Raw genomic sequence first — 26,995 nt, 5'->3', positions numbered from 1 at the left:
CCTCGCGCGAGTGTCCGCTCGCGGCCAGAACGGTCGTACCCGTTAGATCACCCCATGCACCTTATCGTGGCCCGGCCGGACCCCCAGGAAACAGACCTGGGGGCCACGACACGGACTGCTCAGGCCACCGGGTCGTCCGCCGGATCGCGGTACGGCGTGGTGAAGGTGTGCATCCCCGACCCGACCTCCACCAGCTCCCCGGACGGCAGGTCGACCTCGGCGGTCGTCCCCGACGGTACGGAGACGGTGACCGTGAGGTTGCCGCCCGTCCGGGACCAGGCCACCGCCGCCGGGCCGTACGGCGTCTCGTGCTCGGCGGAGGCGTGGGTGAGACCGGCGCCGGGCCGCGGCGCGACGCGGATGCGGCGGTAGCCGGGCGCGGCGGGGGCCAGGCCGGCGAGCGTTCCGTGCAGGAAGTCGGCGACCGCGCCCAGCGCGTAGTGGTTGAACGAGGTCATCTCACCGGGGTTGACCGAGCCGTCGGGCAGCATGCTGTCCCAGCGCTCCCAGATCGTGGTCGCGCCCATGGTCACCGGGTACAGCCACGAGGGGCATTCGCGCTGCGTCAGCAGCCGGTAGGCCGTGTCGTGCTCCCCCGCCGCGGCCAGGGCGGCACAGACCAGCGGCGTGCCGACGAAGCCGGTGCCGATGCGGTAGTCGTCCTGGTCCACCAGCTCGGCCAGCCGCTTGCCGGCCCGCGCCCGCTGCTCCGGCGTCTCCGCCAGGCCGAGGTGCAGGGACAGCGCGTAGGCGGTCTGGGTGTCGCTGACCAGACGGCCCGACGGCGAGAGGTATTCGCGGCGGAAGGCCGCCCGGACCTCGGCGGCCAGCTCACCGTACTTCTTCGCGTCCTCGCCCCGGCCCAGCAGCTCGGCGGTGTCGGCCACGAGTTGCGCGGTCCACGCGTGGTAGGCGGTGGCGATGAGGTACGGGTCAGTCCGGGCCTTGCCGGGCCGGTCCGGCGGCGCGGCGGGGTCGAGCCAGTCGCCGAACTGGAAGCCCTCGTCCCACAGGTGGTCGTCCCCGGCGATGCCGGCGATGTGGTCGACCCAGCCCTTCATGCTGTCGTACTGCGTCTCCAGCACCCCGAGGTCCCCGAAGCGCTCGTAGAGCACCCAGGGCACGATCACCGCCGCGTCGCCCCACGCCGCCGTCGGCATGGCGGGGAACTCGAGGCCGACCCACGGGATGTAGTAGGGCACCATGCCCGACTCGTCCTGTTCGGCGGCCAGGTCGGCGAGCCAGGAGCCGAGTGTGCCCGCGCAGTCGTAGAGGAAGGCCGCGGTGGGGGCGAAGACCTGGATGTCGCCGGTCCAGCCGAGGCGCTCGTCGCGCTGGGGGCAGTCGGTCGGCAGGTCGACGAAGTTGCCGCGCATGCTCCACACCACGTTGTCGTGCAGGCGCTGGAGCTGCGGGTCCGAGCAGGTGAACCAGCCGGTACGGCGCATGTCGGTGTGGCAGACGACGGCCTGGACGCTGTCGGGGCGCAGCTCGCCCGGCCAGTCGATCACCTCGGCGTAGCGGAAGCCGTGCATGGTGAAGCGCGGCTCCCACTCCTCCTCCGCGCCGCCGGCCAGGGTGTACTCGTCCCGGGCGGCCGCGTTGCGCAGCGGGCGGCGGGACAGGGCGCCGTTCTCCAGGACCTCGGCGTGGAGGAGGGTGACGGTGTGGCCCGCCGGTCCCTGGACGCGGATGCGCAGGCGGCCGGAGATGTTCTGGCCGAAGTCGAGGATGGTCTCGTCGGCCGGCCCCTTGATGACCTCGACGGGGCGCAGCGTCTCGAAGCGGCGCACCGGCGGGCCGGTGGGGGCGACGAGCAGGCCGCGGTCGTGGTCCACGACGTCGGCGGGCAGCCAGGCGCTGTCGTCGAAGCCGGGTGCGGACCAGTCGGCGGGCAGCAGGCGGGCGTCGTACTTCTCGCCGTCGTACAGGCTCGCCGCGAGGATCGGGCCGCGCGCGCAGCGCCAGGAGCCGTCGGTGGTCACGACGTCGGTCGAGCCGTCGGTGTAGACGACTTCGAGCTGGGCGATGAGCGCGGTGCGCGAGCCGTACGTCTCGACCCGGCCGTCCTTGAAGCCGACGCGGCCGCGGTACCACCCGTCGGCGAGCATGGCGCCGATGGCGTTGTCACCCTCCGACAGCAGCGCGGTGACGTCGTGCGTGCGGTAGCGCAGGCGGTGGTCGTAGCTCGACCAACCGGGCGCGAGTACGTCATCGCCCACGACCTGCCCGTTGATCTCCACCTCGTACAGGCCGTGGCCGGTCACGTACAGGCGGGCCCGCTCGACCGGCCCGCGGAGGGCGAAACCGCGCCTGAGCATGGTCGCGGGCCCGTCCGGCGCGCCGAGCAGTTCGGCGGGCGGCGCCGCCGCCTCCGCGCGCCACTCCTCCGCCTCCAGCAGACCGGCCTCCACCGAGGTCCACTCGCTCCACTCGCTCGCCTCGCCGTCCTGACCGCGGACCCGCACGCGTACGGCCCGGCGCTCCCGCGAGCGCAGGTCGTCACCCGGCCACGGGACCAGCACGGAGTCGGAGCGCCCGGTCGAGGAGACGACCTTGCCCTCCGAGTCGCGGATCTCGACGTCGTAGCCGTGCTGTTGCCAGCCTGGACGGTCGTTGCGGACCGTCCAGGACAGCCGTGGCCTGGGTTCTCCGATGCCGAGCGGCTCTCGGTGGTGCTCGAAACGCAGGTCGATGGTCATGCGGCTCCTCTGAGCGTCAGCCCTTGATCGCGCCGGCGGTCATCCCCGCCACGATCTTGCGGTTGAAGAAGATGAAAGCGAGCAGTGGCGGGATCGTGATGAGCACGATGTCCATGAACAGCAGGTTCCACTGCGTGCTGTATTGGCTTTGGAAGTTGTACAGGGTGAGCTGAACGGTGGCGTTCTCGTCACCGGGCAGGAAGTAGAGCGGGTTGACGAAGTCGTTGAAGACGGCGACCGACGTGGTCAGGATGACGGTGATCGTCACCGGCCGGAGCAGCGGGAAGATCACCTTGAAGAACAGCCGGAACCCGGTGCATCCGTCGATCATCGCCGCCTCGTCCAGCTCGCGCGGCACCGCCGCCACAAAAGCGCGATAAAGCAGCACCGAGTACGACATGTGGAAGGCGACTTCGACGAAGATGAGCCCCGGCAGCGTCTTGAACAGGCCGAGCGTCTGGAGCACCCAGATGGTCGGCACGATCGCCGGCGGGATGATCAGCCCCGACAGCACCAGGAAATTGACCACCGACCGCATGCGGCCCGCCCGGCGCTGCAACACGAACCCGGCCATGGAGCAGAAGACGACCAGCAGCGTGACCGCCACGACCGTGAGGATCGTGCTGTTGAGGAAGGCGCGCAGCAGCACGTAGTCGCGCGCCTCGATCACCTCGACGAAGTTCTGGACTATGGGCCAGCTCGTCGGCCAGCCGAAGTCCAGCTCCGCCGACTGGACCTCGTCCTTGACCGCCGTGAGCACCATGAACGAGAACGGCACGACGAAGATGACGACGGCCAGGAGGACCACGATGAGTTCGGGCCCGGATCTGCGCAGCGCCCTCATGCGGCGACCTCCCTGGCGCTCAGGAAGCGGGTGAGCGGCACGACCAGCGCGGTGACCACGATGAACAGGATCACGTTCCCGGCGGTCGACAGGCCGAAGAACCCCGCCTGATACTGCTTGTAGATGATCGAGGCGATGACGTCGCTGGTGAAGCCGGGTCCGCCGCGGGTCATTGTCCAGATGAGGTCGAAGGACCGCAGCCCGCCGATGAAGGACAGGATGATCACTGAGTTGGTGGCGGGCCAGCTCAGCGGCAGCGTCACGAACCTGAACCGGTGCCAGGCGCCGCCGCCGTCGACCGCGACCGCCTGGTAGTAGTCACGCGGGATCGACATCATGCCGGCGATGTAGATGACGGTGGCCAGGCCGACGCCCTTCCAGACGTCCACGAGCGCCACCGACAGCAATGCTGTGTTGGCGTCGCCGAGCCAGTCGGGGCCCGAGATGCCCACCAGGGCCAGCGCCTTGTTCACCAGCCCGGTGTCGGGCTTGAGCAGCACGCTGAACGTGATGCCGACCGCGACCGTGCTCACCAGCACCGGGAAGAACACCACCGAGCGCAGGAAGCCGCGCAGCTTGATCCGCGAGGTGAGCAGCACGCCGAGCGCCATCCCCAGCACGACCTTCAGCCCGCTGGTGGTCACCGCGTAGATCAGCGTGTTCTGGAAGCCGATCCGCAGGTTCTGCTCGGCGAAGAAGTCGGTGAAGTTCTCCAGCCCCACGAAGGTGCTGTCGAACAGCGTCCACCTGGTCATCGAGAAGTAGAAGGCCATGATCGTCGGAACCAGGAAGACGATCGTGTAGACAACCCCCGCGGGCACGTAGAACAGGTAGGGGTACGGGTTGCCGCCGCGCCCGCCCTTCCCCTTGCGCGCGCGGGCACGCCGCCCGGCCGCCGCGGTGGGCGGCTCGGGCGACGTGGCCGTGCTCGGCCTCGACGAGGTCACCACCCCGCGAGCCCCAGTTGCTTGGCCTGCTTCTCCACGTCCTTGTCGTACTGGGCCGCCCCCTCGGCCGCCGTGGTCAGGCCGGAGCCGACCGCGACGGTGATCTGCTCAAGGGACGGGCCCTTGACCGGGGAGACGAACTCCAGCGCGGGCGCGGACGCCTTGTTGTCGAGGTAGACCTGCAGGTCCTTCGCCACCTGGACCGCGTCGTCCGGCAGCTTGGCCCCCTTGATCCGGTACGGTCCGGCCGGCGGGGTGCCCTTGCCAAGGGCGGCCGTACCTTCCGGGGAGGCTATGAAGGCCAGGAACTTCTTGGCGGCGTCGAGATGCTTGGTCGTCTTGGGGATGTAGGCGGCGCTCGGCTCCCAGACCGTGGCGCCGTTCTTGGCGGCGTCGTCACCCGGCAGGCCGAAGAAGCCGACGTCGGTGCCCACCTGCGGGAACTTCTTGATGAAGCCGGGCACCACCCCGGTGAGCAGGGGATAGTGCACGCCCTGGCCCTCGGCCAGCAGCTTGATCCCCGCGTCGAGGTTGGCCGAGCCGAAGCCCTTGTTGAGGTACCCCTTGGCGTGCACCTCTTCCAGGCGCTTGAAGCCGGTCAGCGCGGCCGGGGTGGTGGCGTACTTGGCCTTGTTGGCCGTGTAGTCCTGCGCGAAGGTCGGCGAGGCGGCCTGCACGTTGAAGAAGTCCGCGAGCACGAACAGCTGCGAGGTCCAGGTGTCCTTGAACGTGGAGATCACCGGCGTCAGCCCGGCGGCCTTGATCTTGTCGTTGTTGGCCGTGAACTCGGCCCAGCTCTTGGGCACCTGCAGCCCGAGCTTCTCGTAGACCTTGCGGTTGTAGAGGATGCCGCCTCCGGTGGCGGTTCCGGTCGGCACGCCGTACGCCTTCCCGCCCTGGGTGACAACGGGTAGGTACGACTCCTCCACGTTCTTCATGACCGGGTCGCCGGTGAGGTCGACGAGGGTCTGACCGGGGTTCAGGGCCTGGAGCAGGGACCCGGAGTTGTACCAGAAGACGTCGCTCATCTCGCCCGTGGACAGCCGGGTCTTGATGATGTTGTCGCCCTCGGTGCCCGCCGGGCGGGTCTCCGACTCGATCTTGATCTTCGGGTTGGCCGCCTCGAAAGCTTGGACGACTGCTTTGGCCCCGTTGACCGTGGCTTCGTTGTTGTCGTAGAGGAAGGAGATCGTGACGCTGCCGTCGGCGGCCGTCGTGCTGCCGGACGAGCCGCATGCCGCCAGGGAAAGGAGGGGGAGGGCGGCGGAGAAGGCCACCCCGAGTCTGTGAAGCGTGGTCTTCATAACACCCCTTGGGGCTCGAAGCTTAAATCGTTTCAATGGCCTCGTTAGGGCGTTAACATAGGCTTTACGTTCCGGGGCCGTCAAGGCTCTCCTGCGGTAACGAAACGGAAACGTATCAGCGACTCAAGGCGTGTCATCCGCCCGGATACCCGCAAACTTCCGCTCTGAAGCGAAACGATTCAAGCCTTCAACGCCGACGACCCGTCCCCTTATCCTGGACGTCCGACCCCTGGCGCCTAAGGAGTTCCCATGCACGTCGTCGTCACCGGTGCCCACGGAAAGGTCGGACGTGCGGCCACCCAGGCGCTGTTCGACGCTGGTCACGAGGTGACGGCCGTCGACCTCACCCGCCCGGTCTGGGAGCGGACGGAGCCCGGCGCCCCCCGCTACCAGCAGGCCGACCTGACCGACGCCGGAGCGGCGTACGCGGTGGTGCGCGGCGCCGACGCGGTCGTCCACGCCGCCGCCATCCCCGAGCCCAGCACCAACCCGCCGCACGTGGTCTTCCAGAACAACCTGATGTCCACCTTCAACATGCTGGAGGCGGCGATCAGGTTCGGCGTGACCCGCTTCGTGAACATCTCCAGCGAGACCGTGCCCGGCTTCTTCTTCCCCGAGCGGCCGTTCCTGCCCGACTACGCGCCCGTGGACGAAGAGCACCCGATCCGGCCGCAGGACCCCTACGCCACTGCCAAGCACTTCGGCGAGCAGCTCATGGACGCGGCCGTGCGCCGGTCAGACATCCGATGCGTCTCCATCCGGCCGAGCTGGGTGCAGCACGAGGGCAACTACGAGCGCAACCTGGGCCCGCAGATCCGCGACGGACAGCCCGGAGCCGGGCTGTGGAGCTACATCGACGTCTACGACCTGGCCGACGCCATCGTGCTGGCCACCGAATCCGACCTGCCGGGACACGAGGTGTTCTACATCGCCTCGCCCGACAACGTCGGTGGCCACGACTTCGCGACGGCCCTGCGGGAGCACTACGGCGACGCCATCGCGCTGCGGCCGCTCAGCCGTCCGGACGCCTCCGGCATCTCCTGCGCCAAGGCGGTGCGCATGCTCGGCTGGGCGCCCAAGCGCTCGTGGCGCGACTACCTGGACGAGGACGGCCGGGCGCTCAAGAAGTGACAGGCTCCTATGAAGTGACCCTGGTGATGCGTACGGCGTCCGCGATGACGTACCCGGTCGTGGAGGTCCAGCGGCTCACCCCGACCACGTTGTAGGTGCCCGCGTCGAGGGTGTAGGTGCCGAGGGTCCGCCACTGGCCGCCACCCGAGCGCTGGTCCACGACCACGGTCTGGTTCCCGCCCGACGCCGCCACGAGATACGGCGTGGCGCTGTTGTAGCCCGCGTTGGCGGCGTACCAGACCTCCACCCGGTAGTTCCCGGCGCTCGGGATGGCCGCCTTGAACCACGCCGGGTCGCTGGCCGCGACGGGGTCGGCGAAGCGGTAGTCGGCGCCGTAGAGCTGCGCCGAGAACGACGAGGTGCCCCAGGAGGAGCTCGCGGCGAACCCGGCGTCGGAGTTGTCGACCACGACGCTGAACGCCGCCGTGCCCGTCACCACCGCGCCCGCGCTCGGCGCGCTCTCCTGGTGCGTCCGGTTCAGTGCGGTCACGTAGTAGGTGTAGCCGCCGGTGGCCGTCGCCGTGGCGTCGGTGAAGGTGGTCTTCCTGGTCGTGCCGAGCAGGTTGCGGGCGTCGGCGTACGCGCACGGATCGGCCGCCGGTCGGGAGCCGTCGACCCGGTAGATCGCGTAGGCCGTGGCGCCGGCGCCCTGCCACGAGAGCGCCACGCCGCCCGAGCCCCTGGTCGCCGCCGCGCTCGTGGGGGCCGCCGGTGCGGCGGCGGTGCCGCGGGCGGGCGGCAGGGCGGGCTTGGCGTAGTGGGCGTTGACCAGCGCGGCGATGGCGCCGATCCGGTTCGCCTTGACGTCCTTGGCGCTGAAGTAGATGTCGCCGGCCACCTCGGGGTGCTTCCTGTTGTCGTAGAGGTGGTCGCTGAGCTCGGCGGGATCCTGCCAGGCCGCGTCCTGGCCGCTGGCGCCCGCGCGGTAGGCGGCCTGGCCGACGACCAGCTGGGCCCCGGTGCCGCGCACCACGCTCGACCACCAGGCGGTCAGCACCGCGTAGTCCGCCGGGGCGTACCCGATGTTCCAGTAGATCTGCGGCGCGAGGTAGTCGACCCAGCCCTGCTTGACCCAGAGCCTGCTGTCGGCGTAGATCGCGTCGTAGGACTGCAGGCCAGAGGTGCTCGACCCGAGCGGGTCGGTGCTCGCGTTGCGCCAGATGCCGAACGGGCTGACGCCGAAGGAGACCCAGGACTTGGCGGCGTGGATGCGCTGGTCCATCTCGCGCATCAGCTGGTTGACGTTGTCGCGCCGCCAGTCGGCGATGTTGCCGAACCCGCCGCCGTACTGGGCGTATGTCGCGGCGTCCGGGATGGTCTCACCGCTGACCGGATAGGGGTAGAAGTAGTCGTCGAGGTGCACGCCGTCGAGGTCGTAGCGGGTGACGGCGTCCATGATGGCGTCCTCGATGAAGTCGCGGACCTCCGGGATGCCGGGGTTGTAGTAGAGCTTGCCGCCGTAGGCGAACCGCCAGGCCGGGTGCGTACGGGCCGGGTGGGTCGCCACCAGCTTGCTCGGGTCAGCGTTGTTGGCGATCCGGTACGGGTTGAACCAGGCGTGAAACTCCAGGTTGCGGGCGTGTGCCTCGGCGACCATGAAGGCCATCGGGTCGTAGCCGGGATCCTTGCCCTGGGTGCCGGTGAGCCACTGTGACCACGGCTCGTACGACGAGGGCCAGAACGCGTCAGCCGTCGGCCTGACCTGCACGAACACCGCGTTCATCCGCTTGGACACGGCCAGGTCCAGCCACGCCCTGAACTCCGCCTGCTGGGCCGCCACGCTCAGCCCCGCGCTGCTCGGCCAGTCGATGTTGGCGACCGAGGAGACCCACATGCCCCGTAACTGCCGCTTGGGCGTCGCGGGATCGGTCACGCACGCCGCCGCCGAGACGGCGGGGGTCGTGGAGGGGACGACGAGAGCGGTGAGCACAAGGGCGACCGTGGCCAGGATGGTGCGCAGGGGGTGCGTGGTCACGAAAAGAAGTTTCATCTTCTCCCGAACTGAGCGCAATAGTCTTCAGCCAATCCGGGGGACCCAACTTTCCGCCCCAGATGTCCGAGTACGGGCGGAAAGTTTCTTCTAACTCGTCAGTAATGTCAATTATCGACATCTGTCAGGAACCGGCTTACTGTGCAGCCGTCGACCCTTAACGAGGGAGCTCCCATGTCACTCTCCCCCAAGCGATTAACGGCTCTCGTCTCCACGGTCCTCGCCGCCCTCCTGGTCTTCGCCGGCCAGCCCGCCGTCGCGGCCAAGGACACGCCGCTTTCAGACGCCTTCGCCCGCGCCGCCGCGGCCCAGGACGTCCCGCGCGACCTGCTCGTCGCGCTCGCCTACGCCGAGACCCACCTCGACGGCCACAACGGCGAGCCCAGCGCCAGCGGCGGATACGGCGTGATGCACCTGGTCAGCAACCCCACCACGAAGGCGCTGGAGAAGGCGTCCGGGCTCACGGGGCTGCCGGTCAAGAAGCTGCGCGCCGACACCGCGGCCAACATCCTCGGCGGTGCCGCGCTGCTGCGCGCCGACGCCGACGAGCTCGGCCTCGACGAGGCCGCCAGGAAGGACCCCGGCCGCTGGTACGAGGCCGTGGCGAAGTACGGCAACACCGCCTCGCCCCAGCTCGCCCGCCTCTACGCCGACGCCGTCTACGAGCTGCTCGGCCTCGGAATCCAGGCCAAGGACGTACGCGTGGCGCCGCAGGAGGTGACGGCCGATCGCGGCCAGTACGCCGAGACGCGCTCGTTCGGCGCCGCCGAGGCGGCCAGCCCCGACTACCCGGACGCCACCTGGGCGGCCGCCAGCTCCAGCAACTACACCGCCTCCAGCCGCGAGTCGAGCTACGCCATCGACCGGGTGATCATCCACGTGACGCAGGGCTCCTACGCCGGGACGATCTCCTGGTTCCAGAACCCCAGCGCCCAGGTCTCGGCCCACTACGTGGTCAAGTCGTCCAACGGCGCGATCACTCAGATGGTCCGGGACAAGGACATCGCCTGGCACGCCGGCAACTGGACGTACAACACCAGGTCCATCGGCATCGAGCACGAGGGCTACGTCAGTGAGGCCTCGTGGTTCACCGACGCGATGTACCGCTCCTCGGCCGCGCTGACCAAGTACATCTGCGACAAGTACGGCATCCCGAAGGACCGCAGCCACATCATCGGCCACTCCGAGGTGCCCGGCGCCGACCACACCGACCCGGGGCAGTACTGGAACTGGACCACGTACATGAACTACGTGACCGGTGGCGGCGGCACCCCGACGTGGACCACCACGGTCGACAACACCACCTCCGGCCAGTTCACCGCCAGCGCGAACTGGGGCACCTCCACCTACTCCACCCAGCGCTACGGCGCCGACTACCGGTTCGCCGACCCCGTGGCCGCCAGCGACCCGGCCTGGTACCAGGCGACCATCCCCAGCGCGGGCACCTACCGCGTGGAGGTCTGGTATCCGGACGATCCCGGCTACAACAGCTCCGCGCCGTACATCGTGGCCGCCTCCGGCGGCAACCAGACGGTGTACGTGGACCAACGCTCCGGCGGCGGCAGCTGGAAGAGCCTCGGCACCTTCTCCCTCGCGGCGGGCACCGCCAACGTCGTGGGAGTCAGCCGGTGGACCTCCGGCACCGGCCTCGTCATCGCGGACGCCGTCCGCATCAGCAAGGTCTGAGATCTGGTACGGCCCGTGCCCGATCGCACGGGCCGTACTTGTTCACCGCGGCCAAATAAACATCGATAAATATATGCCCATTCGCTAATAAGTGGACCGATGGAAACTTCCCCCTTTGCACGTCCTGGCAAAGGATGTTAGATGGAGGGGTCTTGACCGGCCACGCTTCGGGGCGGCGCGGCAGTCGATCGCACTCCGGCAAGGAGGCTCGTGCACATGGCGCTGGTTCTTGACGGCGTCCGCGTACGGCAGCGCGGGGAAACCTGGCTGCACGACATCCACCTGGAATTATCCCATGGAATGACCACGCTCGTCGGGCCGATGGCAGCGGGGAAGACGACCCTGATGCGGGTCGTCGGAGGACTGCTTCCACCCGACGCGGGGCGGGTCGTGGTGAACGGAAAAGACGTAACGGCTATTTCCGTGCGCAAACGCTCGGTCGCCTTCGTCTATCAGCAATTCATCAATTATCCCTCGCTCTCGGTCTACGAGAACATCGCCTCACCGCTGCGCATGGCGCGCTCCTTTCCCAAGAAAGACATCGATCGGCGGGTGCGCGAGGTCGCCGAAATCATGGGCATCGGCGACCTGCTCGACCGCCGGCCCGCCGAGCTGTCGGGCGGCCAGCAACAGCGCACCGCGATCGCCCGCGCGCTGGCCCGGCCGGTCGACGTACTGCTGCTCGACGAGCCGCTGGCCAACCTCGACTTCAAGCTCCGCGAGCAGTTGCGGGGCGATCTGAAGAACATGTTCCGCGACTCACCGAGCGTGGTCCTCTATTCGACGGCCGACCCGGCCGAGGCGCTGACCTTCGCCTCGCCGACGGTGGTCCTGGGCGAGGGCCGGGTGCTGGACGTGGGCGACGTGGCGGACATGTACGCCCAGCCGCCGACGCTGGCCGTCGCCGCGACGCTCAGCGATCCGCCGCTCAACCTGCTGCCCGGCGTCGTGCGCGAGGGCCGGATCGAGTGCCTGGGCAGCTCGTTCCCCTCCCCCGGCGCGCATGCCTCGGGACGGAACGTGGTGCTCGCGGTACGCCCCCACCAGGTGACGATCCAACGAAGTGGAGCCGGCGTGCTGGAGTTCCCGGCGGAGATCAGGCTCGCGGAGGTGACGGGCAGCTCGACCTTCCTGCACCTGCAGCTGATCGACGGGCGGCACCTGGTCGCCCAGCTGCCGGGCCCCCAGCTCTTCACCCCCGGCGAACGGGCCATGGCCTACGTGGACCCGGCGCACATCTTCGTCTTCGACGAGGCCGGCGGTCGCCTGCTCGCCACCTCCGCCGCGGAGGTCGACCTGCATGGCTGACATCCGGCTCGAAGGCGTGGGACACAGCTACGACGGCGGCCGGACCTGGGCGCTGCGGCCGATGACGTGGACCTGGCGGAGCTCACGGGCGTACGCGCTCCTCGGCCCGAGCGGGTGCGGCAAGACGACGCTACTGAACATCATCTCGGGGCTGCTCTCCCCCACCGTGGGACGGATCTTCTTCGACGACCGCGAGGTGACCGCCGTGCCGACGGCGGGCCGCAACATCGCGCAGGTCTTCCAGTTCCCGGTGCTGTACGAGGAGATGTCGGTCTACGACAACCTGGCCTTCCCGCTGCGCAACCGGAAGTATCCCAAGGCGGAGATCGACCAGCGGGTACGCCGGGTCTCGCAGCTCCTCGGCCTGGACGACCACCTCAAGCGCAGGTCGCGGCGGCTGGATCCGGGCCGGCAGCAGATCGTCAGCCTGGGGCGCGGGCTGGTCCGCTCCGAGGTGGCCGCCGTACTCCTCGACGAACCGCTCACCGTCGTGGACCCCGCGCTCAAGTGGACGCTGCGCAGCAAGCTCAAGGAGATCCACCGCGACACCGGGCACACGCTCATCTACGTCACCCACGACCAGACCGAGGCGCTGACCTTCGCCGACGAGGTGGTCGTGCTCAACGAGGGCGCGATCGTGCAGGCGGGCGAGCCGACGGAGCTGTTCCTGTCGCCCGCGCACGAGTTCGTCGGCCACTTCATCGGCTCGCCCGGCATGAACGTCGTGCCCGCCGAAATCGCCGACGGGGTGGTCAGAGTGGCGGAGACGGACGTCGGGCAGGCGGTCAGCGACCAGGAGGGCGAGCTGGAGCCGGGGCCGGTGCGCATCGGGGTGCGGCCGGAGTTCGCCCGGCTCGGCGGTGAGGGAGCCTCGCCCGGACTGCCCGTACGGGTGACGGGGGTGGACCGGATGGGCGCCTACAACCTCGTGCACGTCGAGGCCGGTGGCCACCCGGTGATCGCCAAGACGGAGGCGGACGCCCGGTTCGCGCCGGACGCCGTGGAGTTCCTGCGCTTCGCACCGGGTCGCGCGTTCCTGTTCAGGGACTCGGTCAGGTGCGGGTCCATCGCACCACTCAACGGGCTCGATGGAAAGGGCGCACCGCTCGACGGGCTCGACGAACTCGACGGAGAGGGCGCATCGTGACCGAGCAGAGCGTCACCGTCGCGGGCAGCCAGGTGGGCGGCGAGATCGTCACCGGCGCCGCCCCCCAGGACGGCACGCCCGACACCCGGGTGAGCCTCAAGCCGAAGAACAACCGCGCCTGGCTCCTCGTACTGCCGGTCGTCGTGTCGGTGGCCTTCACCGCCGTGATCCCGCTGATGACGGTCGTGAACTTCTCCGTCCAGGACATCTTCAGCCCCGACGACCGGATCTTCGTGGGGCTGGAATGGTTCAGGTCCGTCGCCCGCGACCCCGAGATCCGCGCCGCGTTCGTCCGGACCCTGCTGTTCTCGGCCCAGGTGCTGCTGCTGGAGATCCCGCTCGGGGTGGCGCTCGCGGTGGCGATGCCGCGCCGCGGGGTCTGGGTGTCGGTGGCCCTGGTCATCGTCGCGCTGCCGCTGCTCATCCCGTGGAACGTGGTGGGCACCATCTGGCAGATCTTCGCCCGCGCCGACATCGGGCTGGGCGGCTGGACGATCAACAACGTCCTGGGCATCGACTTCAACTACACGCTGGACTCCACCGACGCCTGGATCACGGTCCTGATCATGGACGTCTGGCACTGGACCCCGCTGGTGGCACTGCTGGCCTACGCGGGCCTGCGGTCGATCCCCGACCCCTACTTCCAGGCCGCGCAGATCGACGGCGCCTCGGCCTGGGCGACCTTCCGCCACATCCAGCTGCCGCGCCTGCGCGGGGTGCTGACGATCGCGATCCTGCTCCGGTTCATGGACAGCTTCATGATCTACACCGAGCCGTTCGTGGTGACGGGGGGCGGACCGGGCAACGCCACCTCGTTCCTGAGCATCCTGCTGTCGAAGGTCGCCGTCGGGCAGTTCGACCTGGGGCCGGCGGGCGCTTTCTCGCTGCTGTACTTCCTCGTCGTACAGATCGTCTCGTACGTCTTCTTCACCGTGCTGACCAGGTCAGGGAGGTAACCGCGATGGCCGAGGGGCAGGTCGCCGTGGCGCGGCGGGCCGGGCGGCAGCTGCCATGGGCGCGGGCGGTGTTCTGGTTGTACGCCGCCACCCTGATGCTGCCGCTGTTGTGGATGTTCGGCATGTCCATCCGCCCGAACGAGGACATTCTCGGCAGTTTCTCGCTCATTCCGCAGCGGACCACGCTCGACAATTACCGGACCTTCTTCACCGACCCGGTCTGGTATTCGAGCTATCTGAACTCCATCATCTACACGTCGCTGAACGCGGTGATGTCGCTCATCGTGGCGCTGCCGGCCGCCTATGCCTTCTCCCGGTTCAGGTTCGCCGGGGACAAGCACCTGTTCTTCTGGTTGCTGACGAATCGCATGGCGCCGCCGGCCGTGTTCCTGCTGCCCTTTTTCCAGATTTATCAGAGCGTGGGGTTGTTCGATACGCACCTGGGCGTGGCCATCGCGCACATGCTGTTCAACGTCCCGCTCGCCGTCTGGATCCTCGAAGGATTCATGTCCGGGATACCGCGCGAGATAGACGAGACGGCGGCGATCGACGGCTATTCCCTGCCACGATTCTTCCTGCGCATCTTCCTGCCGATGATCCGCTCCGCGGTGGGCGTCACCGCTTTCTTCTGCTTCATGTTCAGCTGGGTCGAACTGCTCATCGCCAGGACCATCACCTCGGTCAACGCCAAGCCGATCGCCGCCACGATGACGCGGACGGTGAGCGCGGCCGGAGTGGACTGGGGCCTCCTGGCCACGGCGGGCGTGCTGACCATCATCCCCGGAGCCATCGTCATCTGGTTCGTGCGCAACTACGTGGCTAAGGGCTTCGCTCTTGGAAGGGTCTGACGATGCAGTGGATGGTGTGGACCCTCCCCACGGCCCTGGTCTTCATCGGCCTGGCGCTGCTGCTGTGCGGCATGGCGATCTGGGGCCACTTCTCACCCCCGGTGGCCCGGCGCGGCTTCCTGCGCATCGAGACCGACCGTGGCGACCGCTTGTACATCGGCCTGATCAGCGCGGCCGTCGTACTCGCCGGCTGGATCGCCGTCACCGACCTGTCCATGTGGCTGGCTCTGGCGTGCGCGCTCCTGGTGACCATCGTGATCGGGATTTGGGGCTGACCGAAGGAGGCATGAGGCGATGAGACGTCCAAGAGGCAGGACCACGGCCGTTGGCCTGGCCGTGCTCGTCCTGCTGGGGGCCGGGTGCTCAGCGGGCGAGCAGAAGCCCAAGAGCGATTTCACCGAGGCCCAGGGGAAGGCGGCGGCACAGAAGTGGGTGTCGAGCGAGTTCACGCCGAGCACCCTGTCCAAGGATCAGCAGCTCGCGGAGATGGACTGGTTCACCAAGGCCGCCGCGCCGTACCGCGGCATGGAGATCAACGTCGTCTCCGAGACGATCACCACCCACGAGTACGAGTCGCAGAAACTCGCCAAGGCGTTCACCGACATCACCGGGATCAAGGTCAAGCACGACCTGATCCAGGAAGGTGACGTGATCGAGAAGCTGCAGACGCAGATCCAGGGCAACCAGAACATCTACGACGCCTATGTCAACGACTCCGACCTCATCGGCACCCACTTCCGCGGCAACTACGTCTTCCCGCTGTCCGACTACATGGCGGGCGAGGGCAAGGCGGTCACCTCGCCCACCCTCGACCTGAACGACTTCATCGGCACCAGCTTCACCACCGGGCCGGACAAGAAGCTGTACCAGCTCCCCGACCAGCAGTTCGCCAACCTCTACTGGTTCCGCTACGACTGGTTCACCAATCCGACGTTCAAGAAGCAATTCAAAGACGCCTACGGCTACGACCTCGGCGTGCCCGTCAACTGGGCGGCCTACGAGGACATCGCCGACTTCTTCACCAACAAGGTCAACGGCAACGGGACCATCGACGGCAAGAAGGTCTACGGCCACATGGACTACGGCCGCAAGGACCCCTCGCTCGGCTGGCGCTTCACCGACGCGTGGCTGTCCATGGCCGGCAACGGCGACCCGGGCATCCCGAACGGCCTGCCGGTGGACGAGTGGGGCATCAGGGTGGAGAACTGCCGCCCGGTCGGCTCCTCGATGACCCGCGGCGGCGACACCAACGGGCCCGCCTCGGTGTACGCGCTGACCAAGTACGTCGACTGGCTGAAGAAGTACGCGCCGAAGGAAGCGGCGGGCATGAACTTCAGCGAGGCCGGACCGGTGCCGGCGCAGGGCAACATCGCCCAGCAGGTCTTCTGGTACACCACGTTCACCGCCGACATGACCAAGCCGGGCCTCCCGGTCGTCAACGCCGACGGGACGCCGAAGTGGCGCGTCGCGCCCAGCCCGCACGGCGTCTACTGGAAGGAAGGTAACAAGCTGGGCTACCAGGACGCCGGCTCCTGGACCCTGCTCAAGAACACGCCCAAGGAGCGCAGGGCGGCGGCCTGGCTGTACGCCCAGTTCGTCACGTCGAAGACGGTCTCGCTGAAGAAGTCGATCACCGGCCTGACCTTCATCCGCGACTCCGACATCAAGAGCGACTACTTCAAGGACAACTCCGCGAAGTACGGCGGCCTGATCGAGTTCTACAACTCCCCCGCCCGCAAGCAGTGGACGCCGACCGGGACCAACGTCCCCGACTACCCGAAGCTCGCCCAGCTCTGGTGGCAGAACGTCGCCACCGCCGTCACCGGTGAGACCACCGCCCAGCAGTCGATGGACAACCTGGCCAAGCAGCAGGACGACATCCTGTCGCGGCTGGAGCGCCGCGGCGGCAACTGCGCGCCCAAGCTGAACCCGGAGCGCGACGCCCAATACTGGCTGGACCAGCCCGGCGCCCCCGCGCCGAAGCTGGCCGACGAGCGCGGCAAGCCGGCGACGCTGGACTACGACAAGCTCATCGCCCAGTGGAAGACCGGAGGCTGATCAGTCGCGGCGGGACCGGCGGTTGACCTGCTCTCCGCCCTAAAGCTAAGGACGGAGATTCCCGTGCCGCTTACGCGGCAGCTCGTGCCGCTTACGCGGCGCGGGCTGTGGAACGGGGTGCTTGACGCTTCACTGACCCGGATGGGTCTCCACGCCCTGGGACGGCAAGCCCTGCCGCCCGATATCTGGCCAGCGTGTTCTTCGCCCCGACGATGTCGGCGTGCTCGGTGTGCCCGCAGGAGGTGCAGGAGAAGACCGCTTGGCTCTCGCGGCTCTTGTCATCCACCTTCCCGCAGGCTGGGTCCGGGCAGGACTGGGAGGTGTAGGGGGCCGGGACCTTCGCGACGATGGTCCCGGTGTAGCGGGCCTTGCTCCGCAGGGCGCGCTCCAGGCCGTACCAGCCCTTGTCGAGGATTGCCTTGTTCAGGCCGGACTTCGCGGCGGCCCCGTTGCGAAGGTAGCGGCTGGGCAGCTCCGGATCGGGTTTCGGCTTCACCGCTGCGGTCATGCCGTCGATATTGAGGTTCTCCAGGACCACTACCCCGTACCGGCGGGTGAGCCGGTGGGCGGCTTGGGCGTTGAAGTCGGCCCGCCGGGACCGGACCCGGACCATGATGTCGCCCAGCGCGGCCACGACCTGCTTACGCCGCTTGGAGCCCTTGCGGGTGCGGGCGAGTTGACGCTGCAGTCGCAGGTAGCGCCCCTTCTCACCGGGGTTGAGGTAGCCGAGGTCCTCCTGCCGGTCGTCTTTCCTGGCCGGCGGGGGTTGCATCGAGGAGACGGCGCCGGTTGCGGCGTGGCGGCGGTCGAAGAACTCCCCATCGCTGGTGACTGCGGCGGTGACGACGCCTCGGTCCACGCCGCACTCCCGCTCGGGGCGCGCGTGCGTGGCGGCTTCCTTGATGCCGTCCTCGACCAGGAAGGAGATGAACCAGTGCCTGCCGTCGCGGGAGACGGTCCCGGACTTCACCACCCCGCCCAGTGGGCGTGACATCCGGAACTTCACCCACCCGAATTTGGGCAGGAACACCCGGGCCCACTTGCGGTTGGCCCGCTCGATGGGGATGTGTTTCGCGGTGGGGAACCGAAACGACGGCTTCCACTTCGTCCGGGACTTCCAGCGCACCTTCCAGGTGCCGTGCCGTCGGCACGCCTGGTCCAGGTCCTTCAGTGTCTGCTGGATGACCTGGGCGGGGGCGTCGGCGAGCCACCCGCAGTACGGGTCCTTCTTCGCCTCGGCCAGCTGCGCGCACTGCTCCTCATAGCTGAGGTACGCGCCGCGCCGCCGGTATTCGCGGCGTTGTTCGAGGCCGGTGTTCCACACGCTGCGGCAGATCCCGCCCAGCCGCTCGGCGAAGATCTGCTGCCCGAAGTCGAACTCCAGCCGGTACCTGCGACCCGCCAGCACGAGGGAACCCCCCTCCTCCGCGCGACACCCACACCTGTCATCGACTCGAACACATTATCATCCGGTCTATGAGCCAGGAAGTGGAATATCGGCGAGGCAGGCATGTGGTTTCCGCGATGGACGTCCATCTGGTCTTTGTCACCAAATATCGCAGAAACGTGTTCAACGACGCGATGCTGCGCCGCTGCGAAGACATCATGATCGAGGTGTGCGACAGTTTCGAGGCCGAACTCCGCGAGTTCAACGGCGAACACGACCACGTCCACCTGCTCATCCGCTACCCGCCCAAGGTCGCGATCAGCAAACTCGTCAACTCGTTAAAGGGCGTCTCCTCGCACTACCTGCGCAAGGAGTTCACCGGCCAGGTCGACCCCGCCATCATGCACGGCCCCTTCTGGTCACCCAGCTACCTCGCCGCCTCCTGCGGCGGAGCCCCACTCACCATCATCAAGACGTACATCGAACAACAGCGCCACCCCACCTGACCGCTTCTGGGTCCGCACTACGCGACCCCGGGCTGTCCCGCCTCCGGCGGGCCATCCATGACGGGACCGCATTCATCCCGGGGATATCTCTACAGGGGCTCTGCCAAGATTCCCGTGGTAACAGATTGTGCCGTTCGATCCACGCTCCGCTGTTCTGGATGAGACCGTGAACGGTGTGCAACCGTGACATGGTGAACATGTTCTTCCCGCACCTGGCCGCGGTGGAGATCGAGCAGATAGACCGTGGACGGCCAGATCCGGGTGACGGCCCGCACGCGAGGCGACCCAGTGCACTGCCCCTCATGCGGGATGACCACGGGTAAGGTGCACGGCTGTCACCGGCGCCGCCTGACCGACCGCCCGGTGGACGGGCTGCCGGTAGTGATCGAGCTAAGGTTACGACGCTTGGCGTGCATCAACCTGGATTGCGCGCGAAGCCGCCCTGATACCCCATCGACTTGATCTCTCGCAGCAGGGCCCACACGGTCACGCCGGGTTCGGCGACCCGGCGGCTGCGCAGGTAGTCGCGGAACGGGTCGACCAGCGTGGCACCCCGTTTCGAGCCGCCGATCAGCTGCTCGACCCGTTGGGCGCGGGCATACTTCTTGACGGTGTTCAAGGCGAGATTGAGCCGGCGGGCGATCTCGTTGTTCGACAGGCCCTGGCCCAGCAGGGCGTGTATGGCAGCATGCCGACTGCGGGTGCGCTGCACGGTGGGACCATCGTCGCGGCCCTGGCCTGTGGCGATGTCGCGGAAGCAGCCACGGTGTGCCAGAGCGAGTTTCTCGATCGCCTCACTGAGGTTCTTGAGCAGGTGCCAGCGGCAGAGCCTCTACAGGTGTGTAAGGAGTGATCTTTGGAAAACAAGTGACTCGTGGGGACACCCACTACTTCTTCGGGGGGAGAAGCACCATCGTGTCTGTGATCGAGGATGTCGACGGCCCATCGCCGATTACTGTGAGTAATGGTTCGTCTACGATTTCGGAGGCTGTCAAGCGTCCGATCCGTGAGCTGCTCGACGATCGGCAGCTCGATGAGCTGCTGGCCCGTTCCCGGGACGAGGCCGGCGGGTTGCGGCTGACCGGCAGGCCACACCAGCGGCACGTGGCGCGAGGAGACCAGTCGCTGTGCGCCGTTGATCCGCCTTGCCTTCCGCAAACGTGACTGCGGCCCCTGCCCGCTTCGTCCGCGATGCACACCGCTGCCATCGGGCTACGCCAGCTCCGTCCCAAGGCTCAGCACGAGGCTCTGGAACGCGCCCGCCGCGAGCAACTCACCGACGATGGGAAAGAGCGCTATAAGATCCGGGCCGGTGTCGAGGAGACCATCTCCCAAGCCGTCCGCGCCGGTATCCGCCGGACTCGATACCACGGCCTGAACAAGACCCACCTGGCCAACGCGCTGACAGCAGCCGCGATCAACCTCGTCCGCCTGGACGCCTGGCTCACCGAGACACCCTTCGGCGCGACCCGAGTCTCACACTTCGCGGGCCTCGACCTGGCACCCACCGCATGACCCACCGAATTGGCAATGGAGTCCTGAAGGCCGAGGCTTTCTGCGGACCTTCGGTAATCTGTCGGTCCCGTCACTTAGTGTGCCTACGCGGCCAGTAAGCACGAATGATTGGATCAAATGCCGTGGAGGCCTCCGTCGAGCAGCTCGTGTACGTCCGTGAGGACGAATACACCGTTGCCCGAATGGCCGATGCGCGCACGAGCGCCGACAGCGAGCTCAGCTTCGTCGCCGCCGGCCGCGCGCTGGCCGGCGTACAGCCGGGCGAGACGCTCGCGCTCACCGGCGAGTGGGGCGAGCACCCCCGTCACGGCAGGCGCTTCACAGTGACGGCGTGCGAGCGAATCGTGCCGTCCACCACCCGGGCCATCCAGCTCTACCTGGGCTCCGGCCTGATCCGCGGCATCGGCCCGCGGCTCGCCCAGGCCATCGTCGGCCACTTCGGCGAGGCGACGCTGACCGTCATCGACACCGAGCCCGAGCGGCTGAGGGAGGTCGTCAACATCGGCCCCGCCCGGCAGAGCCAGATCCTGGAGGCGTGGCGGGAGCAGAAGGAGATCGCCGCGCTGATGGTGGTCCTGCAGGGCTTCGGAGTCAGCCCGCTGCTCGCGGCCAAGATCTTCCAGGTCTTCGGCCGCGACTCGGCCGAGCTCGTCACCTCCGACCCGTACCAGCTCATCGGCCGGGTGCGGGGCATCGCGTTCGGCACGGCCGACAAGATCGCCCTCCAGTCGGGGGTGCCCGAGCACAGCCCGCAGCGGATCAAGGCGGCGCTGCTCGACCGGCTGGAGACGGCCGCCGCCAGGGGCGGCCACTGCTACCTGTCACTCACCGCCCTGCTCACGCAGACCGCCGAGCTCGTCGAGCAGGATCAGGACGTGGTGCGGCCGATGATCGACGCCCTCACCGCCGAGCGGCGGGTGGTCGTCGAGGCGACTGCCGACAAGATCGTGGTCTACGGCAAGGAGCTGCACAGCCGCGAGCTCAAGCTGGCCGAGCACCTGGGCAGGCTCTGGCAGGCCCGCTCGACGCTGCCCATGCGCGACTTCCGTGAGGACCCGGAGCTGCACGACGACCAGCGCGCGGCCGTGACCATGGCGCTGACCAGCACCGTCTCCGTCCTCACCGGCGGTCCGGGCTGCGGCAAGAGCCACACGGTGCGGGTCATCGCGGCCACCGCGCGGGCGATGGGCGGCCGCGTGACACTCGCCGCGCCCACCGGGAAGGCGGCCAAGCGCCTGTCGGAGCTCACCGGGCTGCCGGCCATGACCGTCCACCGGATGCTGGCCTACGAGCCCGACCCCGACGCGCTGTTCGACCAGACGCCCGCGCAGGCCGACCTGATCGTGGTCGACGAGGCTTCCATGCTCGACCTGCACCTGGCCACCCGGCTCACCTCGGCCATCCCGTCGGGCAGCCACCTGCTGCTCGTCGGCGACAGCGACCAGCTGCCCAGCATCGGGCCCGGCAGCGTACTGGCCGACCTGCTGCGGGTCGAGGAGATCCCGCGCGTACGGCTCACGCATGTCTTCCGCCAGGCCGACGGCAGCGGCATCATCCACAACGCCCACCGCATCCGGGCCGGGCAGCTGCCCGGGATCCCGGGCGGTGGCGGCTTCTGGTTCGAGGAGCTCGACGACCCCGAGGCCGTCGCCGAGCGGGTCGTCCACCTGGCGACGGTGGCGATCCCCCGCAAGCAGGGCGTCGAGCCGGGCCAGGTGCAGGTGCTGTGCCCGATGCGCAAGGGCGCGGCGGGCACCGCCGAGCTCGGCCGCCGACTCCAGGAGCGGCTCAACCCCGCCCAGGAAGGACGGGCCGAGCACTGGTCGGGCGCCTCGGCCTTCCGGGTCGGCGACCGGGTCATGCCGATCCGCAACAACTACGACAAGGGCGTCTTCAACGGCGAGACGGGCACGATCACCGGCATCGTCCAGGAGCAGCGGCTCGTGGAGATCGCCATCGACGACGGCGAGACGGTGACCTACGGCTTCGACGAGCTCGACGACCTGACCCACGCCTACGCGATCAGCGTGCACCGCTCGCAGGGCAGCGAATACCCGTTCGTGGTCGCGCCGCTCGTCGCCGAGTCCGGCGGCATCATGCTGCGCCGCCGGCTCCTCTACACCCTGGTCACGCGGGCCCGGTCGTGGGTGGTGCTGGTCGGCGAGCGCAAGGCCCTGGAGCTGGCGGTCGCCCGGCTCGGCGACCGCCGCAACACCGGCCTCACCCGGCGTCTGACCCATCTGCTGGCCTGACACCACCCGGCGTCCGGCCCATCCGCTGGCCTGACACCACCCGGCGTCCGGCCCATCCGCTGGCCGGACATCCCCCGAAGGAGCACTATGGCCATCGACTTCACCCTCGCCCCCGAGCACGAGAAGATCCGCGACCGGGTCCGAGCCTTCATCCAGGGCACGGTCATCCCGGCCGTCGACGAGGTGCCGGAGAGCGACCGCGCCGCCTATCTCCGGACGATCTTCCGGCTGCGCGAGAAGGCCAAGGCTGAAGGGCTGTGGCTGCCGCACATGCCGAAGGAGTGGGGCGGCATGGGGCTCGGCCACGTCGAGCTGGCCATGGTGCAGTCCGAGGCGGCCAAGACCCGGCTCGGGCCGTGGGTGCTCAACTGCATGGCGCCCGACGAGGGCAACATGCACACGCTGCTGCACTGGGCGAGCGACGCGCAGAAGGAGAAATACCTGCGCCCTCTGCTTGAGGGGAGCAAGATGTCGTGCTTCGCGATGACCGAGCCGGAGGTCGCCGGCTCCGACCCCACGCTCATCCGCACCCGGGCGGTCAAGGACGGCGACGAGTGGGTGATCAACGGCCACAAGTGGTTCATCTCCAACGCCCGCCGGGCGGGCTTCGCCATCCTCATCGCCAGGACCGAACTCGACCTGCCAGAAGGGGCGCGGGGCGCCAACACGGCCTTCCTCGTCGACCTGCCCTCGCCGGGCTGGAACGACATCCGCGAGGTCGAGACCATGCACGGCTCGACGGGCCACAGCGAGATCGTCATCACCGACCTGCGGGTGCCCGACGACCAGGTGCTCGGCGGCCGGGGCAACGGCCACCGGCTCGGCCAATACCGCCTGGGCCCGGCGCGGCTGGCCCACTGCATGCGCTGGATCTCGCAGGCGGAGACGGCGCTCGACATGATGGTCGACCGCGCGCTCAGCAGATACAGCCACGGCTCCGTGCTCGCCGACAAACAAGGGGTGCAGTGGCTCATCGCCGACTCGGCCATGGAGCTCTACCAGTGCAAACTGATGGTCCTGCACGCCGCATACAAGATCGACAAGGGCGAGGACTTCCGTACGGAGGTCTCGATGGCCAAGCACTTCGTGGCCAACAGCCTCAACCGCATCATCGACCGGGCGATCCAGGTGCACGGCGCGCTCGGCTACTCCACCGACACCCCGCTGGCCAGTATGTTCCAGCACGCCCGCTGGGCCAGGTTCGCCGACGGGGCCGACGAGATCCACCAGATGCGCATCGCCGAGCGGACCATCGCCGCCTACCGCGACTCAGGCTCCACCACCGCAGCCACCGGCGGTCTCCCCCTGTGACCCGCAGATCTCAGCGGGCTCGGCGCGTACCCATCCTGCGCCGAGCCCGGTGCTTCTTCCACGGCTTGGGGAACGGACCTCCGCCGGATCTACGGTCTGCACGCCGGCAAGGGCCAGCCCGGTGCTGCCATCCGCTACTCCGGTGGCCAGCCATACACCCCGCCCACCGCCACCAAGCTCACCATCCGAGCGGGGCCTGCCCGAGGCCGGCGGCCTGAGGGCGGCTTCGTCTTAGAAGGTGCGGGTGGTGACCCAGTTTGCCTGACTCGACGGATTATTCAGGTCGAACGTGGTCCCGGACAGGCGCCTGTCCGGGCCCAGCGAGCCGGTGTATCGGCCTCTGGCTCCGTTCGACCACCCAACGGTGAAGAAGATATTCCGGCCTTCCACCGCGCCTTCTTCGATCGTCCCCACGCCGCCGGACCAGGAGGCGGTCCCGAAGAGCCTCCCGCTGCTGTCCTGTGTCACGTTCATCGTGACTGTGATCCCGCCGCTCTGAATGAACTGCCACGTGCCATTGACGGAGAACTCGGGCGCCGTGACGGCCGCCGTCCGCGAAGCGGAGGACACGCTGGCGGCGCTGGCGGCAGGGGCCAGAGCGAGACCAACGCCGCCTAGAACAAGAGCGAGGCCGGCCGTGGCAAGCTTGCTGCGCATGGGAGATCCCTTCGTTGATGTTCGGTCGATCCGCTGAGCGGACCTGAGCGCTCCTCGGCGTCTTTTCTCGGTCGGGTGGCCTGACGCCTCGTGAGGGCACATCTGATGGTGCGCTTACGGCCAGCGCACCCGGCATCCCATGCTTTCGGGGGGTTGACCTGGGCAATCGTCGCCGACTGCACCGGTATTGGCTGGTTAAGGTGCCCCGAACCTTCCGGGCATTGGCCCAACCTGGCACCTTCTGCATACTGTTGCGGTTCTCCGGATGGTCGCACCAATGAAGGTCCCGTGAAGGTCCCGCGTGATCACGTCCGCCCGCTGGGGCAGGCCGGGTTCCCGCGGCCCGCCTGCCCCTCCCCGTAACGCGAGAGGGATGGTGAACAGCGTCGCCCGCAACACCGACAGCGGATCCGCGCTGGGTGTCAGCAAACGCAGAACCTCCGGCACCAGCGCGATTCCGGCGATGGTGCCACCATCATGCGGCTGATCGGGGAAAGCCGGGGCTGTTTCACACCTTCCGACGTTCCCCAGGCGCGCAGGACAGGCAAGAGCCCTTCTCTGGTGTCAGCCGGCCTTGGGCGGGTCCTGTGGCTGCGCGTGCTGCAGTTGGACGCAGCATTCACCGGGGTGTGGGGCCAGGACCGCCTGAACGGCCGTGGCTTGCAGTCCTTGCAGGTACCCGGTGAGGAAGGCGTGGTTCATGCCGCAGACGAGGTCGGGGGCTTGGGCGGAGAGGGGGTGAAAGGGGCAGTTGCGCAGCCGTAGCCGGTCGGGGGCCTGCCGGGTGGGTTCGAAACCGTGCTGGTCGAGCATGTGCTCGCACAGGGTCAGGCCGCGTTCGGCGCCGAGCCGGCCGGGGCGCAGGCGTGCGCGATCCTGCCCGCCGAGTTCGTGGCCGTGCTGCCTGGCGGTGCGTACGGCGGCGGTCGCGGCGCTCTCGTCGTCGCCTTCGGTCAGGACGGCTTGGAGGAGGAGGCCGGCCAGCAGTTCGTGGCGGCGTTCGGGGATGCTGACCTGGATGGGGCTGTCGGTCGGCTCGTAGACCTTGGGCTGCCGGCCGACTTTGCGCCCTCCGGCGGGGGACACGTACCGAGTGCGGAGCAGGCCGACGTCGACCAGCTTGTCCAGGTGGAACGCGGCGAGTTTGCGGGAGATGCCGACGCCGGCGGCTGCCTCCTCGCGTGTGACGGGCTGGCGGGCACGGCGGATGAAGGCGAAGATCTGCCGCCGGGTGCCCTCGCCGAGCACGCTGAGGGAATCGAGCGCGGCATCCGCCGGAGACGCCGGCTGGCTCATGTCGGAGGTCACGCCTTCATGATAACGCCAGCATGCATTGCCAGACGATGGGTAGCAGCCTATTGAACGGCCCTACTTGACCGCCATCCCCAATAAGACCAAAATCCATTGGTGAAAAGGAGGTGGCCGTGATGACCCAGCCGCATCAAGCCAAGCAGCCGGTCAGCGCCGCGCTCGCCGGCCCGTACGGGCACCCGTTCCATCCCATGCTGGTCACGATCCCGATCGGCGCCTGGGCGGCCAGCCTGGTCTTCGACATCGCCTCACAGCTCGTGGCGGATCCACGCTTCCTGTCCCAGGGGGCGATGTGGCTGATCGCGGTCGGCGTGATCGGCGCTCTGGGCGCGGCCATGGCAGGATTCCTGGACCTGTTCGCCATCCCCGCAGGCACGCGCGCGTTCCGGCTGGCGCTCACCCACATGACCCTGAACCTGCTGGTGACCGCCGCCTACCTCGGCAATTTCCTGTGGCGGCACTCCGAGACCGTCACCGGCAGCGTCCCCGCCGGGCCGCTCACGCTCAACGCCGCCGCCTTCCTGACCTTGGCCGTGTCGGGATGGCTGGGCGGCAAGCTCTCCTACCGCTACGGCGTCCGCGTGGCCGACGAGACGACGCAGGCCGAAGGGTTCATATCCGCCGGCCGTACCCACTGACACCCCGCACCGGCTGCCGCACCGTCCCGGTGCGGCCATGATCAATCTGGAGTTCCCATGAACATCGCCGCACTGATCACCTGGCTGATCACCGCTCTTGGCGGTTTCTACATGCTCGGCACCTGGCTTTCGCGCGGCGGCGCCCGCGGCGGCAGCCACCTCCCGGTCCCGGTAATCTTCGGCCATTTCGCGCTGGCCGCCATCGGCCTCATCGTCTGGATCGCCTATCTCATCGCCGACCTGGATGTGCTGGCCTGGATCGCCCTCGTCCTGCTGGTGCCCGTCGCCCTGCTCGGGTTCGTCATGCTGAGCCGGTGGATCCCGGTATACCGGGCCCGCGCCACCACCGCCCCGGCGGCAGGCGAGCAGACCGCCCCCGCCGAGCGGCATTTCCCGGTCGCCGTGGTCGGCGCACACGGGCTGTTCGCTGTCGTGACCGTAGTCCTGGTCCTGCTCTCCGCCCTGGGCGTCGGCGGCAGCTGACATTCCCCAGCGTT

Annotated in this window: 25 protein-coding genes; 16 read left to right on the top strand and 9 right to left on the bottom strand. The window is 68.4% G+C overall.

Annotation, left to right across the window (positions count from 1 at the left end; all coding sequences use genetic code 11):
• Positions 1-119: 119 nt before the first annotated feature.
• The 4 genes from AB0C30_RS10885 to AB0C30_RS10870 are packed head-to-tail and all read right to left on the bottom strand — an operon-like array spanning position 120 to position 5,797.
• Entirely contained in the window at positions 120-2,702 is a 2,583-nt protein-coding gene (locus AB0C30_RS10885) for a glycoside hydrolase family 78 protein (RefSeq protein WP_357941972.1), read from the bottom strand.
• A 16-nt stretch (positions 2,703-2,718) separates the two neighbouring features.
• On the bottom strand, positions 2,719-3,546 hold the full coding sequence (locus AB0C30_RS10880; protein ID WP_357941970.1) for a carbohydrate ABC transporter permease: 828 nt from the start codon (positions 3,544-3,546) through the stop codon (positions 2,719-2,721).
• Entirely contained in the window at positions 3,543-4,493 is a 951-nt protein-coding gene (locus tag AB0C30_RS10875) for a sugar ABC transporter permease (protein WP_357941968.1), read from the bottom strand. Before AB0C30_RS10875 ends, AB0C30_RS10880 begins: the two co-directional genes overlap by 4 nt.
• The gene (locus AB0C30_RS10870) at positions 4,490-5,797 is read right to left on the bottom strand and encodes an extracellular solute-binding protein (RefSeq protein ID WP_357941966.1); all 1,308 of its coding nucleotides are present in this window, start codon (positions 5,795-5,797) and stop codon (positions 4,490-4,492) included. The genes AB0C30_RS10875 and AB0C30_RS10870 overlap by 4 nt, the downstream gene beginning before the upstream one ends.
• 249 nt (positions 5,798-6,046) lie before the next feature.
• On the opposite strand from AB0C30_RS10870, the gene AB0C30_RS10865 reads away from it, so the two are divergent.
• Positions 6,047-6,928 carry an NAD(P)-dependent oxidoreductase gene (locus tag AB0C30_RS10865; protein WP_357941964.1) on the top strand — a complete coding sequence of 294 codons (882 nt, stop codon included), beginning with the start codon at positions 6,047-6,049 and terminating at the stop codon, positions 6,926-6,928.
• 7 nt (positions 6,929-6,935) lie between these two features.
• Here AB0C30_RS10865 and AB0C30_RS10860 read toward each other — a convergent pair whose 3' ends face one another.
• Positions 6,936-8,903, bottom strand: coding sequence for a family 10 glycosylhydrolase (locus tag AB0C30_RS10860; protein WP_357941962.1), 1,968 nt, complete (start codon positions 8,901-8,903; stop codon positions 6,936-6,938).
• A 189-nt stretch (positions 8,904-9,092) separates the two neighbouring features.
• Here AB0C30_RS10860 and AB0C30_RS10855 point away from each other — a divergent pair, with 189 nt between their 5' ends.
• The 7 genes from AB0C30_RS10855 to AB0C30_RS10825 all read left to right on the top strand — a co-directional run bounded on the left by AB0C30_RS10855 (position 9,093) and on the right by AB0C30_RS10825 (position 16,921).
• Positions 9,093-10,604, top strand: coding sequence for an N-acetylmuramoyl-L-alanine amidase (locus tag AB0C30_RS10855; protein WP_357941960.1), 1,512 nt, complete (start codon positions 9,093-9,095; stop codon positions 10,602-10,604).
• A gap of 216 nt (positions 10,605-10,820) precedes the next feature.
• The gene (locus AB0C30_RS10850; protein ID WP_357941958.1) at positions 10,821-11,912 is read left to right on the top strand and encodes an ABC transporter ATP-binding protein; all 1,092 of its coding nucleotides are present in this window, start codon (positions 10,821-10,823) and stop codon (positions 11,910-11,912) included.
• A complete protein-coding gene (locus tag AB0C30_RS10845) occupies positions 11,905-13,059 on the top strand; it encodes an ABC transporter ATP-binding protein (RefSeq protein ID WP_357941956.1) in 1,155 nt (384 codons plus the stop codon). Before AB0C30_RS10850 ends, AB0C30_RS10845 begins: the two co-directional genes overlap by 8 nt.
• Positions 13,056-14,015, top strand: a complete 960-nt coding sequence (locus AB0C30_RS10840) for a sugar ABC transporter permease (RefSeq protein WP_357941954.1) — start codon at positions 13,056-13,058, stop codon at positions 14,013-14,015. The genes AB0C30_RS10845 and AB0C30_RS10840 overlap by 4 nt, the downstream gene beginning before the upstream one ends.
• A 95-nt stretch (positions 14,016-14,110) precedes the next feature.
• Positions 14,111-14,863: a carbohydrate ABC transporter permease gene (locus AB0C30_RS10835; RefSeq protein ID WP_357647321.1), complete on the top strand. Its 753-nt coding sequence runs from the start codon at positions 14,111-14,113 to the stop codon at positions 14,861-14,863.
• Positions 14,864-14,865: 2 nt separating this feature from the next.
• The gene (locus AB0C30_RS10830; protein WP_214639318.1) at positions 14,866-15,138 is read left to right on the top strand and encodes a DUF2160 family membrane protein; all 273 of its coding nucleotides are present in this window, start codon (positions 14,866-14,868) and stop codon (positions 15,136-15,138) included.
• A gap of 19 nt (positions 15,139-15,157) precedes the next feature.
• On the top strand, positions 15,158-16,921 hold the full coding sequence (locus AB0C30_RS10825) for an ABC transporter substrate-binding protein (protein ID WP_357941952.1): 1,764 nt from the start codon (positions 15,158-15,160) through the stop codon (positions 16,919-16,921).
• Positions 16,922-17,012: 91 nt separating this feature from the next.
• Here the strand turns inward: AB0C30_RS10825 and AB0C30_RS10820 are convergent, their stop codons facing one another.
• Positions 17,013-18,329 carry a transposase gene (locus AB0C30_RS10820; protein ID WP_357941950.1) on the bottom strand — a complete coding sequence of 439 codons (1,317 nt, stop codon included), beginning with the start codon at positions 18,327-18,329 and terminating at the stop codon, positions 17,013-17,015.
• 68 nt (positions 18,330-18,397) lie between these two features.
• Between AB0C30_RS10820 and tnpA the strand changes: the two genes are divergently transcribed.
• Both tnpA and AB0C30_RS10810 read left to right on the top strand, forming a co-directional pair.
• Positions 18,398-18,814 carry an IS200/IS605 family transposase gene (gene tnpA / locus AB0C30_RS10815; RefSeq protein WP_357941948.1) on the top strand — a complete coding sequence of 139 codons (417 nt, stop codon included), beginning with the start codon at positions 18,398-18,400 and terminating at the stop codon, positions 18,812-18,814.
• A gap of 243 nt (positions 18,815-19,057) precedes the next feature.
• On the top strand, positions 19,058-19,276 hold the full coding sequence (locus tag AB0C30_RS10810) for a transposase family protein (RefSeq protein ID WP_357941946.1): 219 nt from the start codon (positions 19,058-19,060) through the stop codon (positions 19,274-19,276).
• Here the strand turns inward: AB0C30_RS10810 and AB0C30_RS10805 are convergent.
• Positions 19,230-19,526 (bottom strand): LuxR C-terminal-related transcriptional regulator, encoded by a 297-nt coding sequence (locus AB0C30_RS10805; RefSeq protein WP_357941944.1) that lies wholly within the window; start codon positions 19,524-19,526, stop codon positions 19,230-19,232. The two genes, AB0C30_RS10810 and AB0C30_RS10805, sit on opposite strands and share 47 nt — an antisense overlap.
• Positions 19,527-19,735: 209 nt before the next feature.
• Between AB0C30_RS10805 and AB0C30_RS10800 the strand changes: the two genes are divergently transcribed.
• The 4 genes from AB0C30_RS10800 (at position 19,736) to AB0C30_RS10785 (ending at position 23,892) form a co-directional block, all read left to right on the top strand.
• Positions 19,736-19,978: a hypothetical protein gene (locus tag AB0C30_RS10800; RefSeq protein ID WP_357941942.1), complete on the top strand. Its 243-nt coding sequence runs from the start codon at positions 19,736-19,738 to the stop codon at positions 19,976-19,978.
• Positions 19,979-20,005: 27 nt separating this feature from the next.
• A complete protein-coding gene (locus AB0C30_RS10795; protein WP_357941940.1) occupies positions 20,006-20,329 on the top strand; it encodes a transposase in 324 nt (107 codons plus the stop codon).
• A gap of 122 nt (positions 20,330-20,451) precedes the next feature.
• Positions 20,452-22,581 (top strand): ATP-dependent RecD-like DNA helicase, encoded by a 2,130-nt coding sequence (locus AB0C30_RS10790; protein WP_357941939.1) that lies wholly within the window; start codon positions 20,452-20,454, stop codon positions 22,579-22,581.
• Between the two features lie 87 nt (positions 22,582-22,668).
• The gene (locus AB0C30_RS10785; protein WP_357941937.1) at positions 22,669-23,892 is read left to right on the top strand and encodes an acyl-CoA dehydrogenase family protein; all 1,224 of its coding nucleotides are present in this window, start codon (positions 22,669-22,671) and stop codon (positions 23,890-23,892) included.
• 231 nt (positions 23,893-24,123) lie between these two features.
• On the opposite strand, the gene AB0C30_RS10780 is transcribed toward AB0C30_RS10785, so the two are convergent.
• Both AB0C30_RS10780 and AB0C30_RS10775 read right to left on the bottom strand, forming a co-directional pair.
• A complete protein-coding gene (locus tag AB0C30_RS10780) occupies positions 24,124-24,549 on the bottom strand; it encodes a hypothetical protein (protein WP_357941935.1) in 426 nt (141 codons plus the stop codon).
• 564 nt (positions 24,550-25,113) lie between these two features.
• Positions 25,114-25,857, bottom strand: coding sequence for a helix-turn-helix domain-containing protein (locus AB0C30_RS10775; protein WP_357941932.1), 744 nt, complete (start codon positions 25,855-25,857; stop codon positions 25,114-25,116).
• Positions 25,858-25,976: 119 nt separating this feature from the next.
• Here AB0C30_RS10775 and AB0C30_RS10770 point away from each other — a divergent pair, with 119 nt between their 5' ends.
• Together AB0C30_RS10770 and AB0C30_RS10765 are read left to right on the top strand one after the other, a co-directional pair.
• Positions 25,977-26,498: a DUF2231 domain-containing protein gene (locus AB0C30_RS10770; RefSeq protein WP_357941929.1), complete on the top strand. Its 522-nt coding sequence runs from the start codon at positions 25,977-25,979 to the stop codon at positions 26,496-26,498.
• Positions 26,499-26,555: 57 nt separating this feature from the next.
• Positions 26,556-26,981: a hypothetical protein gene (locus AB0C30_RS10765; protein WP_357941927.1), complete on the top strand. Its 426-nt coding sequence runs from the start codon at positions 26,556-26,558 to the stop codon at positions 26,979-26,981.
• Positions 26,982-26,995: the final 14 nt, after the last annotated feature.

The sequence above is a fragment of the Nonomuraea sp. NPDC048901 genome, assembly GCF_040649695.1.
Lineage (GTDB): Bacteria > Actinomycetota > Actinomycetes > Streptosporangiales > Streptosporangiaceae > Nonomuraea.
Note: the sequence above shows the minus strand (reverse complement) of the source record. Positions and strands in the feature narration are given on the sequence as shown.